The 19,534-nt window shown below is 55.5% G+C and carries 21 protein-coding genes and 3 tRNA genes; 12 read left to right on the plus strand and 12 right to left on the minus strand.

Going from position 1 to position 19,534, the window contains the following annotated elements; translation table 11 throughout:
* Window positions 1–7: 7 nt before the first annotated feature.
* From opgB to EM595_RS03100, 3 genes are all read right to left on the minus strand, one after another.
* On the minus strand, window positions 8–2,296 hold the full coding sequence (gene opgB, locus EM595_RS03090; protein ID WP_067427762.1) for a phosphatidylglycerol--membrane-oligosaccharide glycerophosphotransferase: 2,289 nt from the start codon (window positions 2,294–2,296) through the stop codon (window positions 8–10).
* Window positions 2,297–2,503: 207 nt separating this feature from the next.
* On the minus strand, window positions 2,504–2,926 hold the full coding sequence (locus EM595_RS03095) for a cupin domain-containing protein (protein ID WP_157883841.1): 423 nt from the start codon (window positions 2,924–2,926) through the stop codon (window positions 2,504–2,506).
* A gap of 107 nt (window positions 2,927–3,033) precedes the next feature.
* A complete protein-coding gene (locus EM595_RS03100; protein ID WP_067427765.1) occupies window positions 3,034–3,423 on the minus strand; it encodes a tautomerase family protein in 390 nt (129 codons plus the stop codon).
* Window positions 3,424–3,528: 105 nt separating this feature from the next.
* Here EM595_RS03100 and EM595_RS03105 point away from each other — a divergent pair, with 105 nt between their 5' ends.
* A complete protein-coding gene (locus tag EM595_RS03105; protein ID WP_067427767.1) occupies window positions 3,529–4,464 on the plus strand; it encodes a LysR family transcriptional regulator in 936 nt (311 codons plus the stop codon).
* On the opposite strand, the gene EM595_RS03110 is transcribed toward EM595_RS03105, so the two are convergent.
* Complete coding sequence (locus tag EM595_RS03110) at window positions 4,461–5,015, minus strand: histidine phosphatase family protein (protein WP_067427771.1); 555 nt, start codon at window positions 5,013–5,015, stop codon at window positions 4,461–4,463. The genes EM595_RS03105 and EM595_RS03110 overlap by 4 nt on opposite strands.
* A gap of 608 nt (window positions 5,016–5,623) precedes the next feature.
* Between EM595_RS03110 and EM595_RS03115 the strand changes: the two genes are divergently transcribed.
* Window positions 5,624–6,685 carry a LacI family DNA-binding transcriptional regulator gene (locus tag EM595_RS03115; RefSeq protein ID WP_082691644.1) on the plus strand — a complete coding sequence of 354 codons (1,062 nt, stop codon included), beginning with the start codon at window positions 5,624–5,626 and terminating at the stop codon, window positions 6,683–6,685.
* Between the two features lie 33 nt (window positions 6,686–6,718).
* On the opposite strand, the gene EM595_RS03120 is transcribed toward EM595_RS03115, so the two are convergent.
* From EM595_RS03120 to EM595_RS03135, 4 genes are all read right to left on the minus strand, one after another.
* The gene (locus EM595_RS03120; protein ID WP_067427774.1) at window positions 6,719–7,669 is read right to left on the minus strand and encodes a GT-D fold domain-containing glycosyltransferase; all 951 of its coding nucleotides are present in this window, start codon (window positions 7,667–7,669) and stop codon (window positions 6,719–6,721) included.
* Between the two features lie 402 nt (window positions 7,670–8,071).
* Window positions 8,072–8,530, minus strand: coding sequence for a YbaK/EbsC family protein (locus EM595_RS03125; protein ID WP_067427777.1), 459 nt, complete (start codon window positions 8,528–8,530; stop codon window positions 8,072–8,074).
* Between the two features lie 80 nt (window positions 8,531–8,610).
* Window positions 8,611–9,405: a siderophore-iron reductase FhuF gene (fhuF, locus tag EM595_RS03130; protein WP_067427779.1), complete on the minus strand. Its 795-nt coding sequence runs from the start codon at window positions 9,403–9,405 to the stop codon at window positions 8,611–8,613.
* A 142-nt stretch (window positions 9,406–9,547) separates the two neighbouring features.
* Window positions 9,548–10,645: a GGDEF domain-containing protein gene (locus EM595_RS03135; protein WP_067427781.1), complete on the minus strand. Its 1,098-nt coding sequence runs from the start codon at window positions 10,643–10,645 to the stop codon at window positions 9,548–9,550.
* 229 nt (window positions 10,646–10,874) lie between these two features.
* Between EM595_RS03135 and EM595_RS03140 the strand changes: the two genes are divergently transcribed.
* Entirely contained in the window at window positions 10,875–11,159 is a 285-nt protein-coding gene (locus tag EM595_RS03140) for a DUF1435 domain-containing protein (protein ID WP_067427783.1), read from the plus strand.
* Window positions 11,160–11,275: 116 nt separating this feature from the next.
* Here the strand turns inward: EM595_RS03140 and EM595_RS03145 are convergent.
* From EM595_RS03145 to rsmC, 4 genes are all read right to left on the minus strand, one after another.
* A tRNA-Leu gene (locus EM595_RS03145) sits at window positions 11,276–11,362 on the minus strand.
* 29 nt (window positions 11,363–11,391) lie between these two features.
* A tRNA-Leu gene (locus EM595_RS03150) sits at window positions 11,392–11,478 on the minus strand.
* A 35-nt stretch (window positions 11,479–11,513) separates the two neighbouring features.
* Window positions 11,514–11,600 (minus strand) — tRNA-Leu (locus EM595_RS03155).
* Between the two features lie 139 nt (window positions 11,601–11,739).
* Entirely contained in the window at window positions 11,740–12,783 is a 1,044-nt protein-coding gene (gene rsmC, locus EM595_RS03160; RefSeq protein ID WP_067427785.1) for a 16S rRNA (guanine(1207)-N(2))-methyltransferase RsmC, read from the minus strand.
* Between the two features lie 108 nt (window positions 12,784–12,891).
* On the opposite strand from rsmC, the gene EM595_RS03165 reads away from it, so the two are divergent.
* The 9 genes from EM595_RS03165 to deoC all read left to right on the plus strand — a co-directional run bounded on the left by EM595_RS03165 (window position 12,892) and on the right by deoC (window position 19,509).
* Entirely contained in the window at window positions 12,892–13,305 is a 414-nt protein-coding gene (locus tag EM595_RS03165; RefSeq protein WP_067427786.1) for a DNA polymerase III subunit psi, read from the plus strand.
* Window positions 13,274–13,714: a ribosomal protein S18-alanine N-acetyltransferase gene (rimI, locus tag EM595_RS03170; RefSeq protein WP_067427787.1), complete on the plus strand. Its 441-nt coding sequence runs from the start codon at window positions 13,274–13,276 to the stop codon at window positions 13,712–13,714. The genes EM595_RS03165 and rimI overlap by 32 nt, the downstream gene beginning before the upstream one ends.
* A 25-nt stretch (window positions 13,715–13,739) precedes the next feature.
* Window positions 13,740–14,420 (plus strand): pyrimidine 5'-nucleotidase, encoded by a 681-nt coding sequence (gene yjjG, locus EM595_RS03175; protein ID WP_067427789.1) that lies wholly within the window; start codon window positions 13,740–13,742, stop codon window positions 14,418–14,420.
* Between the two features lie 160 nt (window positions 14,421–14,580).
* Window positions 14,581–16,170: a peptide chain release factor 3 gene (prfC, locus tag EM595_RS03180; protein WP_067427791.1), complete on the plus strand. Its 1,590-nt coding sequence runs from the start codon at window positions 14,581–14,583 to the stop codon at window positions 16,168–16,170.
* A 285-nt stretch (window positions 16,171–16,455) separates the two neighbouring features.
* On the plus strand, window positions 16,456–17,070 hold the full coding sequence (osmY, locus tag EM595_RS03185) for a molecular chaperone OsmY (RefSeq protein ID WP_067427793.1): 615 nt from the start codon (window positions 16,456–16,458) through the stop codon (window positions 17,068–17,070).
* 116 nt (window positions 17,071–17,186) lie between these two features.
* Complete coding sequence (locus EM595_RS20565) at window positions 17,187–17,348, plus strand: DUF1328 domain-containing protein (protein ID WP_004389381.1); 162 nt, start codon at window positions 17,187–17,189, stop codon at window positions 17,346–17,348.
* 34 nt (window positions 17,349–17,382) lie between these two features.
* A complete protein-coding gene (locus tag EM595_RS03190; protein WP_067427795.1) occupies window positions 17,383–17,571 on the plus strand; it encodes a CsbD family protein in 189 nt (62 codons plus the stop codon).
* A 174-nt stretch (window positions 17,572–17,745) separates the two neighbouring features.
* Window positions 17,746–18,522 (plus strand): TatD family hydrolase, encoded by a 777-nt coding sequence (locus EM595_RS03195; RefSeq protein ID WP_067427797.1) that lies wholly within the window; start codon window positions 17,746–17,748, stop codon window positions 18,520–18,522.
* Window positions 18,523–18,729: 207 nt separating this feature from the next.
* The gene (deoC, locus tag EM595_RS03200) at window positions 18,730–19,509 is read left to right on the plus strand and encodes a deoxyribose-phosphate aldolase (RefSeq protein ID WP_067427799.1); all 780 of its coding nucleotides are present in this window, start codon (window positions 18,730–18,732) and stop codon (window positions 19,507–19,509) included.
* Window positions 19,510–19,534 lie beyond the last annotated feature (25 nt).

Here is a 19,534-nt window from a genome sequence, read left to right on the forward strand (position 1 = left end):
GTGACGTTTACGGCGTCGGCGTGATTTTGATCTCCACCATGCCGATGCCGAGCCTGCGTGGATCGAAGCCGGCGATGTTGCCGACGTTCGACAGCTCCGGCTCCGGCGGCGCCAGAATCACGCTGTTGCTGCCGGTGGGGTTGGTGAAGTGCAGCGTAGTGGTGCTGTTCTCATGGCTGAGCATTAACGTCTGCTGTTGATCGCCCACTTTCACCGGAATCGGCCGGTGCGCGTTAGGGCCGAAAGCCCGCGCGGTAATGGTCAAATCAAAGCGCGCCGGCAGCGGCTCGACATACTCAATCTTCACCTGCGGCGCGAGGTTGGCGTTCGACCAGCGCCCCCACTCTTCATGACGCGATACGCCCTCATAACGACGCACAATATCGGGCGCGCCGGGCACCGCAAACAGGAAGCTGTTCGCGTGATAGCGAATGTCATTATCGGCGATGCGCAGCTGCTCAACGTTCTGCTGATACTGCTTATCGTTAAGCGGCGAAGTCCCAAAACGAATGTTGCCGTCATATTTATCCTGCGGCACGCGCAGCACCTGCGGCTGGCTGCCCATCTGGCCGTTAGCCACGCAGATATCGGTACTCAGCGCCAGCGCCGCATCCCACATCCGCGCCATTTTGTAGCAGCGATCGATCCAGACAAACTTCTGCTCAGGCGTAAATTTGGCCAGCTGATAACGCAGTGGTTCGGCATATTCGCCTTCCGGCAGCGGCTCCACTTTATTCGGCGAAACCCTCAGCAGAATCGGCAGCTTAAAGCGCGAGCCGGAAAAGCTGATGCTGTTATCCGCTTTATCGATGCGGTAAGCATCGATGCTTTTTGGGAAGTTCCACAGCTGAATAATGTCGTGCTTCCAGTCGTTGATTTTGGTTTTCAGGTCCGGGAACTGTGCGGAGAGCGACTGGCTCGACAGGCTGCTGCGGCCTAGGCCGATAAAGTTATCGCCGCCGAGAATATCGAGCAGGGTAGCGCCGTTATCGAGCGTGCTCCGCGGCACGTCGATAACGCGCTGCTCCGGCTTATCACCGCGAATCACAAAGAACAGGTCGTGACGCGGCTGCTTCATCAGATAGCGATGCGCGGTGTTGTTCATCGCCAGGTGATCGGAGGTGACGACAATCACCGTGTTTTTAAAACCCGGCGACGCCATGATGCGCTCGATCAGGTGCGCCACGTGCTCCTGACTGCAGGCCACAGCGCTGAACGACTGGTTAGGTTTGCCTTCGTAGCTGTAGCTTTTGCGCTGGCAGGTGCGGGAGATAAAACCGTCGGGATGATGCGTGTCCACCGTTAAGGCGAACAGGGCAAACGGCTTACCGGCGGCAGAGAGCGCCTGATATTTTTCAAACACCTCATCAAGCACGGTATCGTCGTAAAAGCCCCAGGTGTTGCGGTAAGTCGGATCGGCAACCAACGATTTCAGCTCCTGCGCGCCAAACATCTGGTCAAAACCGTGGGACTTCAGGAACACATCTTTGCCGCTGAAACGCAGGTCGGCTCCCTGCATAAAGACGTTTTCATAGCCGGAGGCTTTGAGAATATCGCCGAGGCAGATGTTCTGCGGATAGAAGGTCGACAGCGCGGCAGAAGCATTGCCATCAAAAGGCGCAAACAGCGGAATGCCGCACTGCGAGGCGACCATGCCCGCAATGGTGTAATCGGTGCCGGGCAGCTGCTCGGTGGCGCTGAAATCGAGGCTCTGATCTTTTAAATGGCTGAGTTCCGGCGCCAGGCCAGGAAAGGTCTGCGCATTAAAATAGGTGCGTTCGAGGCTCTCTCCGTAGATATAGACCACGTTGAGCTTCGGCCCGGCGAGGGTTTTTTTCGGCACCTGGTACCAGGTGCTGAAGTCGGAGTTGCCCTGCCGAATCTGCGAGGCGATCAGCGCACTAACCTGCTGAAAAGCGGGCGTAGTTTTGATCGAGCATGCTGCCAGCAGCACCGCCAGCACGCTGTAACCCCAGCGATGCGGCGCGTGCTTTTTGCGGCGCAGGATCCACGACAGCAGGCAGAAGATCAGAAACAGCACCAGAAACAGGCCGATGCCCGGCAGCACATATTTGCTGATGCCCGCGCCGGTCATGCTGTTGGTCAGCGTGTAAATGACCGCGTCGGTAATGCCTTCACCGGTAAAATAGTTGCTGGCGAGCAGGGTGGCATTTAGCACCACAAACAGGCCCAGAATGATCAGAATGAGAATGAACCAAAAAATGTTTCGCCCGGCTTTGGTGCTGTAAATGACAATCGATGCCATAAAAAGGATGACAGAAATAAACTCAGACAACGTCGATACCTCGTTGAGATCGCGCTGTAATCGCGCATTGATTCATCCTCAGAAAGGATAGCGGCTAAATCTAGCGCGGCTGTCATGGTGCTGCAACATATCCCTGTGGCAATTATAACGTTGGTCACGCAGCATGAAGGCGGGCTGCAGAAGGGAATGGCACTACGGGGAAACAGAATGCGCGGACCAACGCCCGCGCAGGATGGGCTATTCGGCGGTGGATAACGGCGCGTCAGCCTGACCGGCATAGAAAACGATCAGTTCAACCGGCTCGGCACCGCTGTGCCCACGATGGATCTCACCGACCATTTCAGGCAACACTTCGCCTTTTCTCAGGGTCAGTTTTTTACCATCCGCTTTTTTCTCTACGGTTAATTCACCGGAGAGCACGTACGCGGCATTGGGCGCCGCATGCTGATGCCAGGGTAACGACGCGTGCGGCGGCAGGGTGATTTTCACTACCGACAGTTCGGGCTGGCCGCTGGGATAGTGCGTATAGCGCGTGCCATCCCATGATTTATCCGCTTTTAACAGCGATTCAAGCCGCACGCTGGCCGGATGTTCATCGGCCAGCGTCCAGGGCGATACCAACAGCAACGACGCAAAAACATAACCGGTAAATCTCATCATTATCTCCTTATCATGACGGGGAGGCGATAATGTGTCCGGTGCACAGGGCGCTGTCAAATAGCTAACATATTAATAACGTTGTCATTATTAGCTTTATCAGTATGAGCTTACAGGTCGCCGGTAACGTACTGCGCCACGCCGTGGGCAAAGCTCCAGTCGCCTTTTTCATTAGTGATAAAGGAGATCATCAGATCTTCTCCGGCGATGTCACAGTTCTCCTGCAACTCGCGCGCCAGCTCTGCCATAAACCGCTGCTTCTGCTCGTCGCTGCGCGGGCTGGTGAACACGCGCACCATCACCAGCCGATCGCTGCGGGAAAATCCCAGCCCGGTATCCAGAAATACCATATTGCTGGCGCGGTTTTCATGAACAATCTGATAACGATCGCGCGGCGGCACCTTAAAGGCGGTCAGCACCGCGCGGTGGGCCGCATCCAGCAACGTTTTAATCTCCGCTTCGCTGCGGCCTTCAATAATATCGAACTGTAATAGCGGCATAGTGTGCTCCTGATGGGATAGGCGATGGCGACCATTCTGGCAATGATAGGCGAGGAGAAAAAGCGCTATACTTGAAATCATTATTCACCACAGTGAACAATCAAGATGAAAGAGCTTAAGGCGGATGCGCTGTGGTTTCATCTGCATGCGCTGGTGATGCTGGCGGAGCAGGGCAGTTTCACCCGGGCGGCGGAACGGCTGGATATTTCCAAAGCGGCGATGAGCCAGAAAATTCGCGAGCTGGAAGCGGCTGCGGGCGTACCGCTGGTGCAGCGCACAACCCGCAGCGTGCGGCTGACCTCGGCGGGTGAAAAGCTGGTGGACGATCTGCGCGAGCCGTTTGCCCATATCGCGCGCAGCTTTGTCAGCGTGCGCGATGAGGCTGGCCCGCTGCGCGGCGTGATCCGCATTACCGCGCCGGTGGCGTTTGCGCGTCAGCAGCTGGTGAGCCACATCACCGCGTTTCTGGTGCTGCATCCGCAGGTGCGTATTCAGCTTGAGGTGTCCGATCGGCTGGTGTCACTGAGCAGTGAAGGGTTTGATCTGGCGATCCGCCACAGCGAGCAGATCCCGGAGACACACGTCGCCCAGCGACTGTGCGATACCCGCGCCGTGCTGGTGGCCGCGCCCGCCTATCTGCAACGACAGGGTACGCCACAAACGCCAGCCGAGCTGGCGCAGCATCAGTGCCTCTGTTATCCGCGCGGCCATGAATCGCCTCGCTGGCGCTTTATCAGCGCTGACAATCCCGCGGAGAAGCTGGCAGTTGACGTCAGCGGCCCGTTCGCCACCAACAACAGTGAGTCAATTCGCGATGCGGCTTTGCAGGGGCTGGGCATTGCACTGCTGCCCGATTTCAGCGCACAGGCGGCGCTGGAGCAGCAGCAACTGACGCAGCTGTTGCCGACATGGCGGCCAGTGGAGGTGTTTGCCGAACGGCTGTGGATCGTGCGCCCGTGGGCAGCGCAGGTGCCGCGGGCGGTCAGCGAATTTATCTACTGGCTGCGCGCCCGGTTCAGCGAGGCGCGGCACGACGTTTAGATAAAAGGCTGATTGTAGATGGCGGTGCTCCAGTGGCGACTGCTGGCGTGTTTCTCCGCCTGCCAGCCGCGGCGGCGCAGTTCACGGGCGATCATCTTATTCATGATGCCGTGGCCGACCAGCAGCACGGTGCCAGAGTGCGATCGTTCAATCAGCCGATCCGCCGCCTGATGCGCGCGCTGGCTGGCGTCACGATAGGATTCCACGCTGCCAGAGACGCCGCAAAACCACAGCGCCCGCAGTACCGACAGCCAGAGAAACGGCGGCAGCCGCCAGCGCGGAAAGGCGATAATCGGCAGATCGACCTCAGCAAACAGCGGCGATATTTCCTGCGGTTGCATCTGTAACTTTTCCAGCGACGATTGCGCTCTGGGCAGGCTGCTGACGATGACATAATCCGCCTGCCGGGCAATCATCTCACTGCGCGCCGGTGGCAGATCGCACACCAGCGACAAATCGTATTGCTCACACCACTCCGCCATGGCCAGCGCCGTCAGTCGGGATGAAGATTGTCGATCCGGCTTGCCGTGACGCATCAGAATAATAGCCATGTCAGTTGTCCTCACATTAACAGGCGGGCAGGGCGGCTAGCATAGCGGGCAAATGCGTCGTTGTGACCTGGCAGGATAAAAAGTCTGTGTCGGATATGCGCAAATTTCACACAAAGGTTAAGTACGGATGCCGATAAAATTCGCTTACACTTTGCCTGATAAAAGCAGTGTAGTGCATCACCTTGATAAGCCTGTTTATTATTTCTTCTGGCTGCGGCTAACTGTAAAGAAAACCTTATTATTTATTTTTCATCCCTTGAATAATCTACGCGCGTAGATACACTGAACAAGTGAAGCCGTTCAACGCGTGTCCGATCCACGCTGCATGCGTCAGTGATTGTCTGCCATGGCCTTTCGAATCGCGATTGCGGCTCCGCCAGCAGGCAATACACAGAGCCAATACCAGGGGATCCGTTACCGACGGTGCAGCGCTCAGGCAAGCAATGAGATGGCTTCCATATAGAAGGAATGCTTCCCAGGGAGGGGCAGTCGCACCTGCATTTTTATCCCGCTGTCCGCATTACCCGCTACATTTCTGCCCGCATCGCCGATTATATTGCCGCAACGCGTAGCCTGCGCCGCGCCGGTACGTTACGCTGGTGCGACTGATGATATGGACGACAATTTTAAGGATAAAATTTCTCGTGGCAAAACAGCAACCTTCTCAACGTGTCACCCGTGCCGACGTCGCCAGGCTGGCGGGAACGTCGGTCGCCGTGGTGAGCTACGTCATTAATAATGGTCCACGTCCGGTGGCGGAAAAAACGCGCCAACGTGTGCTGGATGCCATTCAGCGCATCGGCTATCGCCCCAACGGCGTGGCGCGTGCGCTGGCCCTCGGCAGCACCAAGACTTTTGGCCTGATAGTGCCTACCATCGCGAATCCCTTTGTTGCCTCAATGGCGCATGTGCTGTTGCAGGAGTCGCTGAAAGCCGGGCACGTGATGCTGCTGGGTGACGCCGGTGAAGATCGGCAACGCGAAATTGAGGTGATTCACGCGCTGCTTAACCGGCAGGTGGACGGGCTGTTCTATGCCAGCGTCGACAGCGATCCGCAGATCGATCTGGTCAAAGCCAGCGGCACGCCGTTGATCATGCTGGATCGCGCCGATCCGCAGCCTGGCGTCAGCGTGTTGCGCGTCGATGAACGCCGCGCGGCGCGCCGGTTAACCGAACATCTGCTTGGGCATGGCTATCGTGAGATTGGCATTCTCTGCGGACCGCCAGAGATGGTGAACGCCCGCGATCGCGTTAACGGCTGGCGCGACGCGATGCAGGCACAGGGATTAACCATCAATGAAAGTTGGATCTGGCCAGCGCGCTATCATCGCGACGATGGCTACGCCGTGATGCGTCAGATATTGCAGCAGGATAACGTGCCGCGCGCGCTGTTTATCAGCAATGAGGCGCAGGCGATCGGTTGCCTGCGAGCGCTGGCGGAGCAGAATATTCGCGTGCCGGAACAGTTGGCACTGGTCTGCTTTAACGGTACCGATCTGGCGGCGTTTCAGCAGCCGAAATTAACCACCGTGCGGCAGCATATTCATGAACTGGCGGAAACGGCGATCGAGATGCTGATTAACTGGAATCATGCGGGAGAAGTGCGGGAGATTTCGTACTACATGGAGATGGGCGCTTCATGTGGCTGTGCGCTGAAAGCCGGGGAGTAAACCTGCCCGTCAAGGGCAGGTTCGCGGGCAGAATCAGACGGTAGCCGGTGCCACCGCAGGCTTGCCGTTTTCACCCACGTGAAACAGAATCTGCTGCTGGTAAGTCAAATCCTGCACGGCATTATCATCGGTGAGCAGTGAACCCACTTCGTTGACGTTTTTGCCTTCCACTTTCACCTTGGTCGTGGCCATCGCGCGCATCCACTCATATTCGATATCAATGTGGCCGGTATCAATACTGCGAATGCCCTGTTTGCTCAGATCGTAGGTCAGCAGAGTGGCGGTTGGGCCCAGTGAAACCAGCACCAGATCGAAGTTCGGCGCGGTCTCAACAATGGCTGCATGCAGCTTGTCATAGACCGAAAACGCGTTGCGGTTAAGCGTGGTAATACGCTTAATCTCTTTGGCGCTGTCCATCAGATCGTTGCCCAGACCTAAACGCGTTCCGCTACCTTCAACGATCAGCACGCGCTGATCTTTGAACAGCAGTTTGAATTTTTCGAAGATGGTGCGTGACAGCGTTTTGTCTTTGTAATCGTGATACGGGCGCGTCACCGAGGTGTTGCCGTACTGGTAATTCTGATCCAGCAGACCCTGATAGCGCTTGAAATAGAAAGACTTATGGAAGAACCAGAACAGTGCGGCACCTGAACGCATGCTCGACATGTTGCGGAAGGCATCCGGCATACAGATCAGGCAGTTCGGGTTGTTACGCGCATCGCGCAGCACCATTTTCAGGCGCTCTGACAGGCGTGCATCAAAGGGCTGAAAGCCGATGTTTTTGTAGTAGGTCATCTCCAGCTCGCCATCGCCATAACGCGCTAACGACACCGTTTTATCACTCAGCAGACGATCGATAGTCTCTTCGATCGACATCACCGAGTATTTTTTCACGCTGGCGTTGGCAGCAGGATACTTAACCGCCGCATGCATGAATTTGAAAGGAAATCTGAATTTCCTGTAAATGGCAAACAAACTGGGCATAGTTGACCTGCAATTAAGCTGAGCTTTGCCGCAACGAGGCGGGTCAAAATCAGGAAGCTGAAAGAGTGTTCTGGTGGTGATTTATATCACATTATTTGCCATTTCAATGCTGCGATTGTTCTTAAAGTATCGCTCTCTTTCTGCTTTAAACGATCTGCAAGCGGAATATTATCAGTGTCGGTATGCCGTTTATTAATGGCGTCCACTTAAGGTTATTAAGGGTTATTTTGCGGTGATGAAAGAAGCGTATTAACCGAGCTGTTAATACGGATATTTCTTATTTCAGGAATAAGTGTGAGATGCCCGGCGAGCGATGCTATTGCTGGAATGATGGATTAATGAATTGCGCTGCCTTGTTCATAAAGCGCGATCGCTTCTGAAAAGGCAGCGCAAAGTCGCGTTTTACTGGCAGACATCTACCCAGCGCGCATCGGTCAGTTCGGCCATGCGCGCTGGCGAAATACGCACCGCGCTGTGGATTGAACCGGCGGCGGGCAAGACTTCGCTAAATTGTTGCAGCGAAATATCACAGAGAACCTGCAATGGCTGTTCAAGGCCAAACGGGCACACGCCACCCACCGGATGGCCGGTATAATTCACCACCTCATCCACGCTGAGCATGCGTGCTTTGGCACCCAGCGCCTGCTTCAGCTTGCGGTTATCGAGCCGCGCGTCGCCACAGGTCACCACCAGGATCACCTCATTCTTCACTTTCAATGACAGGGTTTTGGCGATCTGCGCCGGGGCGACATGGTGCGCGCGTGCGGCCATCTCCACCGTGGCGGTGCTTTCGGCCAGCTCAATAATGTCGATGTCAGGCGCATGTTCGGCGAAAAAGCGCCGTACCGACTCCAGGCTCATGCTGTTCTCCAGGCAAAAAGAAGGCAACAAAGCTGCCATAAGCAGCCTGAAGTGTAAATGTCGTCAGGATGAAATTTTGGTTAGCTGGCGGCGAGTGTACAACTGTTGCACTGCTGCACGTCGGGCAGGCGATAGCGCTGGCAGCAGCTGCGGCGTTCCATGGTGCCGTTGCGTGGAATCACCGTGCGATAAAGCGGGTTGTCGCTGCCGTCGATCAGCTGCTTATTGAAGAACAGTGCGTGTTCCAGCGCCAGACGGGTCAGTTCCGGAATGCTCTCTTTCAGTTCGCCTAAAAACCAGTGCATCAAAAAGCCGGTGTTGTTCCAGATCAGTCGCGCGTTGATGTCGCCGTGGCGGGTGATTGCGTCGACCATCGGGATTAAGGTGTGCTGCACCAGGCGATCGATACGCTGCACCGCATTAAGATAGCGCGCGTCTTCATCTTCCTGCACATCAATCCAGAACGCGGCCGGACGACCGATAGCGTGCGGTTGCAGGCGGATATGCTGTGGCGAGCAGTCAAGCGCGCGGGATTCGAGGATCAGCGCCAGCATCAGCGGCGGTACCAGCAGGCCAAAATACCATTGTGCCCACAGCGATTGCAGCGGCTTGGCTTCGCGTAACTGATCGGGATGTTGCTTGTAAACGTCATCGCCATAACGCTGCTGCAGATCCTGCCAGCAGGCGCTGGTGGACCATTCGCCCAGCGTCAGGCTGTCGGCGGGCGCATTGCCGTTGAGGTGCAGCGTATCGATGAAGTAGGCGCGATGCTCATGCAGCAGCGCGTCGATGGATGTCGCCAGTGGCCGATCGCTTTGCAGAAAGATCAGCGGTGCGCTGCTGAACTGCTGTACCTGACGAGAGAGAGTGGCCATGCGACATCCTGTATAGGGAATCGGGATACGAAAACAAATGATAATCGTTCTTGATTCTATCCATAAAAAACCAGGCTCACAATAGCGGCAAAAAAGATTATGCATAAAAATTGCCCGGCCCGCGGTAGCGAGCCGGAAGGGATTAACGCGCGCTGGCCGTTTGCACAACGCGCGCCGATGAGAGGTTTTCCCAAGCGAGAAGGGTGTTGCGACCCTGATGTTTGGCGACGTAAAGCGCCCGATCGGCGTTGGCGAGTGCCGCTTCAAAGCCCGCTTCATTCAGCGGGGCAATCCCGGCGCTGAGCGTGACATGAGTGGCGACCCGATCGTTGAACAGATGCGGTATCTCAAGGTTAAGCACGTACTGACGAATGCGCTCGGCCAGCTTCATAGCGATGGCGGCATCCACATTGGTCAGCAGCACCAGAAACTCCTCACCGCCGTAACGCACGACAATATCTCGCGAGCGCACCGCATCGCGAATGGCGACCGAGACGCGCGCCAGTGCCTGATCGCCCATCGCATGACCGTAATTGTCGTTGTATGCCTTGAAATGATCGATATCGAGCAGCAGCACGAAGTGATTGCTGGTGCCATCGCCCGGCAGGTTTGCCAGCCGGTTTTTCAGGCCGCGGCGATTATAAAGGCCGGTCAGCGGATCGAGCATGCTGAGATCGCTGTAGCTCTCTTTCTCCGCATAGAGTTGCTGCACCAGCTGACGGGTAAAGCGATCGCTGCGGCGGCGCATCATATGCTGCAATGTGAAACCGATCAGCGGCAGGGCGAGGGTAAAGAGGATCAACAGCCGGTGTTCGCCCTGATCCAGCACCAGCACCGCCGACGAGGCCGGGGCAATATGCAAACAGAAGGCGAGCAGATAATCGCTCAGCGCGATGGCACTGATAAAAAAAATGGTGATCAGGCTGAACAATAAAAAAACGCCATCAATATACAGGCCGCGTAAATATTTATCGGTGATATGCCATGCCCATAATGCGCCCATAAAAAAGGCGACCAACGTTAATAAGGCTAATTTGCGTTTAGAAAGGAAAAATAACGCGAATAACAGCAAGGCGCTGCTGATGGCAATAACTATCGCCGGTAAGGTCGGCGTGGTGGGGGTCAGGCTGGTGCCGGGGATACAACAAAACAGCGATGCGGCTAAATTAAGCGCCAAAAATAATAACAACGATAATCGGTATTTGCTGTGAAGTAATTCATCATAACTTTGTAATTTCATTTAAGTACTCGTCATGGCTTTTACATATTAAAGCGCGATGCGAAAGCAACAACGCCTGCCAGCGGCCGGGTTGTTTTTTTATAAGGATAAGCTGAGTGTGAAGCGGAGCGAATTTAGCATTTTCGTCCCAGGCTGTCATCCGGCGGCGGGAAAGTTTCACCGGCCTGCTGCAAAGTGATAAAAATTATCATATGCTAGTGGTAATCATTATCATCTAAGGGCTAAAAGCATGATCATTGCCATGTTTACCGCATGTGGATTGTGGGGGGTGAGTTGGTTCATGGGCAAACGGCTGGATAGCGCGTGGGGCGTGCTGTTGCCCTGCACGGCGTTGCCGCTGTTGGCAATGATGCAGCTCTCTTACAGCGAATGGCGGCTGGTGATGATTATCGCTTTGCTGCTGACTGCGACCATGCTGTTTCATAAAACGCTGCGTCACTATTTGCTGTTGCCATCCTGTCTGGCTCTGGCGGGCGCACTGGCGGCCATTTCACTGAATTTTACCACGGGATAAGCGCCCGCAGGGCGGCGTGAAACAATAGCGTCTGGATGATGAAACAGGATTGATCAGGAAAACGTGCAGAAAACAGCAGGGGAATAATGCAGTGAAGCAGAAGAGAAAAAGACAACTGGTGCGAAGAGAGGGACTTGAACCCTCACGTCCGTTAAGACACTAACACCTGAAGCTAGCGCGTCTACCAATTCCGCCACCTTCGCAATAAGTTGTCCTGAATTATATCACCGCATGGTGCGAAGAGAGGGACTTGAACCCTCACGTCCGTTAAGACACTAACACCTGAAGCTAGCGCGTCTACCAATTCCGCCACCTTCGCGCAAATGCTGTGCGATATAAAACAGTTGTGATGTTTGGTGCGAAGAGAGGGACTTGAACCCTCACGTCCGTTAAGACACTAACACCTGAAGCTAGCGCGTCTACCAATTCCGCCACCTTCGCATACCCGCAACACGAAACCGTATTGCCACCACGGAGGCGCATTCTAGAGGTTTTACTCAGGACGTCAACAGATATTTCGCCGCCGTCGGATGATTGCCGCAAAAAGCGTCAGCCGCCGACGGCAACGGACATTTCTCGCTTATTTCGCGCTGCGTAACGCTTTGGCGGCACGACCATAAACCGCACGATAAACCTTGAAGCGACCGGTCTGCGCCAGCACTTCATGACTGCCGAAGGTTTCGTCCAGTACCTGGGCATACGGCAAAAAGGCGTTAGCCACGATACGCAGCTCGCCGCCGGTGTTCAGATGCTTCGCCGCGCCGCGGATCAGCGTCTGAGCAGCATCAAGGCTGGTTTGCGTGCCTTCATGAAACGGCGGGTTGGAGATGATCATATCGAAGCGGCCGGTAACGTCAGAGAAGACGTTGCTCGGGAACACTTCGCCTTCCAGCTGATTGGCTGCCAGCGTCGCTTTACTGGCCGCGACGGCCGCTGCGTTGACGTCGGTCAGGGTCAGACGCACCTTCGGCGAATGGCTGGCCAGCGTGGCAGAAAGCACACCTGCGCCACAGCCGACGTCCAGTACTTTGCCTTTGGTATGCGCGCTCAGCGTAGACAGCAGCAGGCGGCTGCCGGCATCAAGGCCATCACGGCTGAAGACGCCAGGCAAGGTTTTAATGGTCAGGCCATCCACTTCGTAGCTGTGCCAGAAGCTCTCTGCATCAAAGTCAGGACGGGTTTCCAGCTTGCCATGATAGAGGCCACAACGGCGGGCGCTGTCGATTTTATCCAGCTTTGCCCACGCCTCAACCATGCCTTCCGCGCTGCGCACGCCGCTACGGTTTTCGCCGATCACAAACAGATCGCAGCCTTCAGGCAGCAGGGAGAGCAGGTTTTGCAGCTGGTACTGCGCTTCTGGCTTGCTCTTTGGCCAGTAGTAAACCAGCGTATCGCAATCGCTGACGTCATCGGCGGTTGCCACCAGGCTAAAACGCGCGTTCTCTTCCAGGCGCGGGCTAAGCAACTGCCAGTGATGGTATTGCTGAGTAAAGACTTTGCTGAGCTGCGTCTCAAGCTGGGCGGGCAGGTCATCCTGCAGATCGCCGGCAAACAGCACGCGGCGTTCGGTAAATTCATCACTGTGGCGCAGGATTACTTCGCTGGCCGGGGAAAAAGCGGGCATGGTTGGCTCCTTAAAAAACTGAGGGCAGAGTATAGTGGTTTGTTGGCGCATGTTCGATGGGTTTGCTAGCATAGCGCCGCATTCTTGTGGCTAAAACGGGTTAATATTATGGCTTCCAGGCGTGACTGGCTGTTACAGCAGATGGGCATTACGCAGTATCAGCTGCGGCGTCCGCGCGCATTGAAAGGTGAAATAGCCCTGACGGTGGCGCCCGATACGCGGCTGTTGATCGTGGCGACGGTACCGCCAGCGCTGGATGATGCGCTGGTGGCTGATGTGCTGCGCGCGCTGGCGCTCGAGCCGCATCAGGTGATGCCGCTGACGCCCGATCAGGTAGCAATGCTGCCGGAAGAGGGCGAGTACGCCAGCTGGTGCCTTGGCCTGAGCGATCCGCTGACGCGCGCAGGCATTCAGCTCGATTCTCCGGCTTTAGATGAGCTTTATTACAACGGCGCGGCGAAACGCGCACTCTGGCGACAAATTTGTGAACATGACGGCCATCTCCTTTCTCACCCCGAATGATTTACCGCAGGCGTTTGCCATTGAGCAGCGCAGCCACGCTTTTCCGTGGACGGAAAAAACCCTTGCCAGCAATCAGGGCGAGCGCTACCTGAATTATCGGCTGACGGTCGACGACACGCTGGCCGCTTTTGCCATCACGCAGGTGGTGCTGGATGAAGCAACGCTGTTTAACATTGCGGTCGATCCGGCGTTCCAGCGGCGGGGTTTTGGCCGTCAGCTGCTACTGCATCTGATTGATGCACTGCTGCAGCGCGATGTGCTGACCCTGTGGCTGGAAGTGCGCGCGTCCAATCAGGCCGCGATTCAACTCTATGAATCCCTGGAATTTAATCAGGTATCGCTGCGCCGCAACTATTATCCCACGGCCACCGGCCGTGAAGATGCGATCATTATGGCGCTGACGCTGTAATCGTCGCCCGACTTGTGAGGAAACGATGTTAGCTAACTGGGACTGGATTCTTTTCGACGCCGACGACACCCTGTTTCACTTTGACGCTTTTGCCGGACTGCAACAGCTGTTTCGTCAGTATGACGTGGCTTTTTCCGCAGGTGATTACGCCGATTATCAGGCGATCAACAAGCCGCTGTGGGTGGAATATCAGAATGGCGCCATTAGCGCGCTGCAACTGCAGCATCAGCGCTTTACTCCGTGGGCGGAGCGGCTGAACGTCACGCCGGATACGCTCAACAGCGGCTTTTTAAACGCCATGGCGGAGATTTGCGTGCCGCTGAAAGGTGCCGTTAATCTGATCGAACGCCTGAAGGGCGAAGTGAAGATGGGCATCATTACCAACGGTTTTACCGCGCTGCAACAGGCGCGGCTACAGCGCACCGGCTTTCTGGGCTTCTTCGATCTGCTGGTGATCTCGGAGCAGGTTGGCGTGGCTAAACCGCACCCCGATATCTTCAATCACGCGCTGGAAAAAATGGGCCATCCGCCGCGCGATCGCGTGCTAATGGTGGGCGATAATCCCGACTCCGACATTTTAGGCGGCATCAACGCCGGGCTGAAAACCTGCTGGCTGAACGCCGACGGGCGCAGCAAGCCAGAGCAGATTACGCCAGACTGGGAAGTAGCCTCGCTGCATGAGCTCGAAACCCTGCTGTTTGCCTGAGGGGTTTCATCGTTGCCGGCGTGACGCCTCAGCCGCTTTTCTGCATGATTACGCGGCATTGCATTGTTTAACCCTCACAGATCGGCGAAAATGCCGGCCATCGTGAATTCCCGGCCCGGTAGCCAGCGGGCTGCCGGGCGCTGAAACAGAAGACCTATCCATGTCAAATGCACCCTTTATGCAAGAAGTGGCGCGTCGCCGCACTTTTGCCATTATTTCGCACCCCGATGCCGGTAAGACCACCATCACTGAAAAAGTGCTGCTGTTCGGACAGGCGATCCAGACCGCCGGTACGGTAAAAGGCCGTGGCTCCAACCAGCACGCCAAATCGGACTGGATGGAGATGGAAAAGCAGCGTGGTATTTCGATCACGACCTCGGTGATGCAGTTTCCTTACCGTGAAAGCCTGGTCAACCTGCTGGACACGCCGGGACACGAAGACTTCTCGGAAGATACCTACCGTACGCTGACGGCGGTGGACTGCTGCCTGATGGTCATCGACGCGGCAAAAGGCGTTGAGGATCGTACCCGCAAGCTGATGGAAGTGACGCGACTGCGCGATACGCCAATCATCACCTTTATGAACAAGCTGGACCGCGATATTCGCGATCCTATGGAGCTGCTGGATGAGGTGGAGAGCGAACTGAAAATCGCCTGTGCGCCCATCACCTGGCCCATTGGCTGCGGCAAACTGTTTAAAGGCGTGTATCACCTTTATAAAGATGAAACCTACCTTTATCAGTCAGGCAAAGGCAGCACCATTCAGGAAGTGCGCATCGTCAAAGGTTTACACAACCCGGATCTCGATCAGGCGGTAGGCGAAGAGCTGGCCGCGCAGCTGCGTGAAGAGCTGGAGCTGGTGCAGGGCGCATCGCATGAGTTTGAGCAGGATGCCTTTTTACAGGGTTCGCTAACGCCGGTGTTTTTCGGCACTGCGCTGGGCAACTTTGGCGTTGATCACATGCTGGATGGCCTGGTGTCGTGGGCACCGCCACCGATGCCGCGCAAAACCGATGCGCGTGTGGTTGAAGCCCATGAAGACAAGTTCACCGGCTTTGTGTTTAAGATTCAGGCCAATATGGACCCGAAACACCGTGACCGCGTCGCCTTTATGCGCGTGGTGTCCGGTAAGTATGAAAAAGGCATGAAGCTGCGCCAGGTGCGCACCGGCAAAGACGTGGTGATTTCCGATGCGCTGACCTTTATGGCGGGCGATCGTACCCACGTGGAAGAAGCCTGGCCGGGCGATATCATCGGCCTGCATAACCACGGCACCATTCAGATTGGCGATACCTTTACCCAGGGCGAAAATCTGAAGTTCACCGGCATCCCTAACTTTGCGCCAGAGCTGTTCCGTCGTATTCGTCTGCGCGATCCGCTGAAGCAGAAGCAGCTGTTGAAAGGGCTGGTGCAGCTGTCGGAAGAGGGCGCAGTGCAGGTCTTCCGTCCGGTGCACAACAACGATTTGATCGTCGGCGCGGTGGGTGTACTGCAGTTTGATGTGGTCGTGGCGCGTCTGAAAAGCGAATACAATGTTGAGGCGATCTACGAAGCGATTAACGTCTCGACTGCCCGCTGGGTAGATTGCCCGGACGTGAAGAAATTCGACGAATTTCAGCGCAAAAACGAAGTCAATCTGGCGCTGGATGGCGGTGACAATCTTACCTACATTGCGCCAACCATGGTGAACCTGAATATCACTCAGGAACGCTATCCGGAAGTGGTGTTCCGTAAAACCCGCGAACACTAATAGCGGGATTGACGTCGGGGCGCATTATAATGTGCGCCCCGGCCCATAAAAATCGCTCACCTCTGCTGTTTTCTCAGCATGCATCGCTACAGACTCCTCTTAAAAAATTCCTTTCCCCTGTTTTCTAACCAAAAAATCAAGCAGAACGGAAATTGCCGTCTATGATTACTTCATCGGGTGCGGTGTTATACGGGTTAATTCCGTACCACCCGTTTCAACAGCAAGCGTAAATTTTGCTGTAAGCCTGCAGATGCAGGTGAATCAACTGATAGAAGGAAGAAATCGATGAACAAGACTAAGATTGCTAAAACTCTGATGGCTGTACTGGTTGGTTCTGCGCTGATGAGTGGTTCTGCTCTGGCAGAAGAAACCATGACCCATAAAGCACAGAACACCGCCGACAGCGCAGGTTCTAAAATCGATAGTTCTATGAAAAAAGTCGATGGTTTTATGGATGACAGCGGTGTTACTGCCAAAGCAAAAGCTGCACTGGTAGATGACGACGCAATTAAAAGCACAGACATTTCCGTTAAAACGCACAACGGCGTGGTCACGCTGAGCGGTTTCGTTACCTCTCAGGATCAGGCAGAAAAAGCCGTCGCGTTGGTTAAAAAAGTTGAAGGCGTGAAATCCGTTAGCGATAAGCTACACGTTAAAGACAGCAAAAATCAGTCAGTTAAAGGTTATGCAGGCGATGCTGCAACAACCAGCGAAATTAAGGCTAAACTGTTAGCAGATGACATCATCCCTTCACGTAAAGTGAAAGTGGAAACCAATGATGGCGTTGTTCTGTTATCAGGAACCGTCGATAACAAAGCGCAGTCAGACCGCGCAGAAGGTATCGCAAAAGCCATTGAAGGCGTGAAAAGCGTTAAAAACGACCTGACCGTTAAATCGTAATGATTTATGCAGCCTGTTCGCAGGCTGCAGTCGGTATATAAAAAGACGATTCGCGGGATACTCCCCTGGATTGGATGCACAAGCAGTTCGATTTCACTATGGTTAAGGAGAGGCTTATGTTTCGTTGGGGTATTATTTTTCTGGTCATTGCACTGATTGCAGCCGCGTTGGGTTTTGGTGGCTTGGCGGGTACCGCAGCATGGGCCGCTAAAGTTGTCTTCGTGGTAGGTATCATCCTGTTCCTGATCAGCCTGTTCACGGGCCGTAAGCGCCTCTAGAACAGTTGATCGCCTGTAAGATCGGAGTTCAGTCATGAATGGCGACATCGTCGTTGGCAAATGGAAACAATGGAAAGGCCAGATGTGGCTGGTTTGGGCAGAGTGGTTTGATAACGATGCTGTCTGGACCGCAGGGAATAATGACTGGTTTTCCGGTATCGTACAGGAAGATTACGGCAGAGAACGTCTGAACAACGCCTGCACAGAAAAACGCCCTCGCTGAGGGCGTTTTTTTATGGTGCGGCGGCGCTTTTTGCAATAAGGCGCTGCTGCCGCACAACAGTGAACACTCGCTTTATCCGCGTTTCGACGCCCTCTGTTTTCTTCCTCGTGTATCGCTGTTTTTCGTCGCGCCTGCCAAAGGTAAACTGCTTAATCCTGTTCTGAGGTTTATCGGATGAAAGAGATGTTTATCGACACCCACTGCCATTTTGATTTTCCCCCTTTTATCGATCGCACCGAGGAAAGCCTGCGTCTGGCTGCCGCGGCAGGCGTGGAAAACATCATTGTGCCCGCAGTGGACGCCAGCCGGTTTGCCGGCGTGCTGAAGTTGGCCAGCGATCACCCACCGCTGTGGGCCGCGCTGGGTTTGCATCCTGTTGTGATTAATCAGCATCAGGATGCCCATCTGGCGCAGCTGGACACGCTGCTCGCCAGCAAGCCGCCTAAGCTGGTGGCAATCGGTGAAATCGGTCTCGATCTCTACATGGAGCAGCCGGACTTTAGCCGACAGCAATGGCTGCTCGATGCGCAGCTTCGGCTGGCGCGCGACCACGATTTGCCGGTGATCCTGCATTCCCGGCGCACGCACGACAAGCTGGCGCTGCACCTGCGTCGCATCGATCTGCCCCGGCGCGGCGTGGTACACGGCTTTGCCGGTAGCCTGCAGCAGGCAGAGGCGTTTATTAAGCTGGGCTATGCGATCGGCGTCGGCGGCACCATTACCTATCCACGCGCCAGCAAGACGCGCAACACCATCGCGCAGCTGCCGCTCTCATCGCTGCTGTTGGAAACCGATGCGCCCGATATGCCGCTGAATGGCTTTCAGGGCGAGCCGAATCGGCCGGAACAGGTGCGGCGTGTCTGGCAGGCGCTGTGCGAACTGCGCAGTGAACCGGCTGAGCAGATCGCCAGCACGATTTACGCTACCACCCGACGCCTGTTCGCATTTTGAGCCCATTGGCGATTTCCAACCCCGGCCCGTTCTATGTTAAAATTATCACATTGAAAGGCCGCGGCGAGGCACGTTATTGCCCATCTGCCCGCCGCTTCGCCGTGGTGATGTGATTGTCCGCACGTTTCCGTCGGGTTCAGTCTGTTATTATTTTAACATTGCGCGCTGCACGGCGCGTTTACCTTGTCTGCAAGTTGGAGAATAAACATGAGTGATGTAACCGCCTCTGCGCTGCGCGCGCTGAAATTGATGGATCTGACCACCCTGAACGACGATGACACCGATGCCAAAGTGATCGCGCTATGCCGTCAGGCCAATTCGCCTGCGGGCACCACAGCCGCTATCTGCATCTATCCGCGCTTTATCCCGGTTGCCCGCAAGGCGCTGCGCGAGCAGGGCACGCCAGAGGTGCGCATCGCGACGGTCACCAACTTCCCGCACGGCAATGATGATATCGATATCGCGCTGGCCGAAACCCGCGCGGCAATTGCCTACGGTGCCGATGAAGTTGACGTGGTGTTTCCGTATCGCGCGCTGATGGCAGGCAACCAGGAAGTGGGTTTTGCGCTGGTGAAAGCCTGTAAAGAAGCCTGCGCCGCCGCTAACGTGCTGCTGAAAGTGATCATTGAAACCGGTGAGCTGAAATCAGAAGCACTGATCCGTCAGGCCTCTGAAATCGCTATCGATGCCGGTGCCGACTTCATCAAAACCTCTACCGGTAAAGTGCCGGTGAACGCCACGCCGGAAGTGGCGCAAATCATGCTCAGCGTCATCCGTGACAAAGGCGTGCAGCAGCAGGTTGGCTTTAAGCCTGCCGGTGGCGTGCGTACCGCTGACGATGCGGCGATCTACCTGAAGCTGGCCGATGACATTCTGGGCAGCGACTGGGCCGATGCGCGTCATTTCCGCTTTGGCGCCTCGAGCCTGTTAACCAGCCTGCTGCAGGCCACGGGCCATCAGGTTGCCGCCAGCACCTCCAGCTACTAACTCTTTGCGCTAAAAGATCGGGAGA

Origin of the sequence: Duffyella gerundensis, from assembly GCF_001517405.1 — a bacterium.
Taxonomy (GTDB): domain Bacteria; phylum Pseudomonadota; class Gammaproteobacteria; order Enterobacterales; family Enterobacteriaceae; genus Duffyella; species Duffyella gerundensis.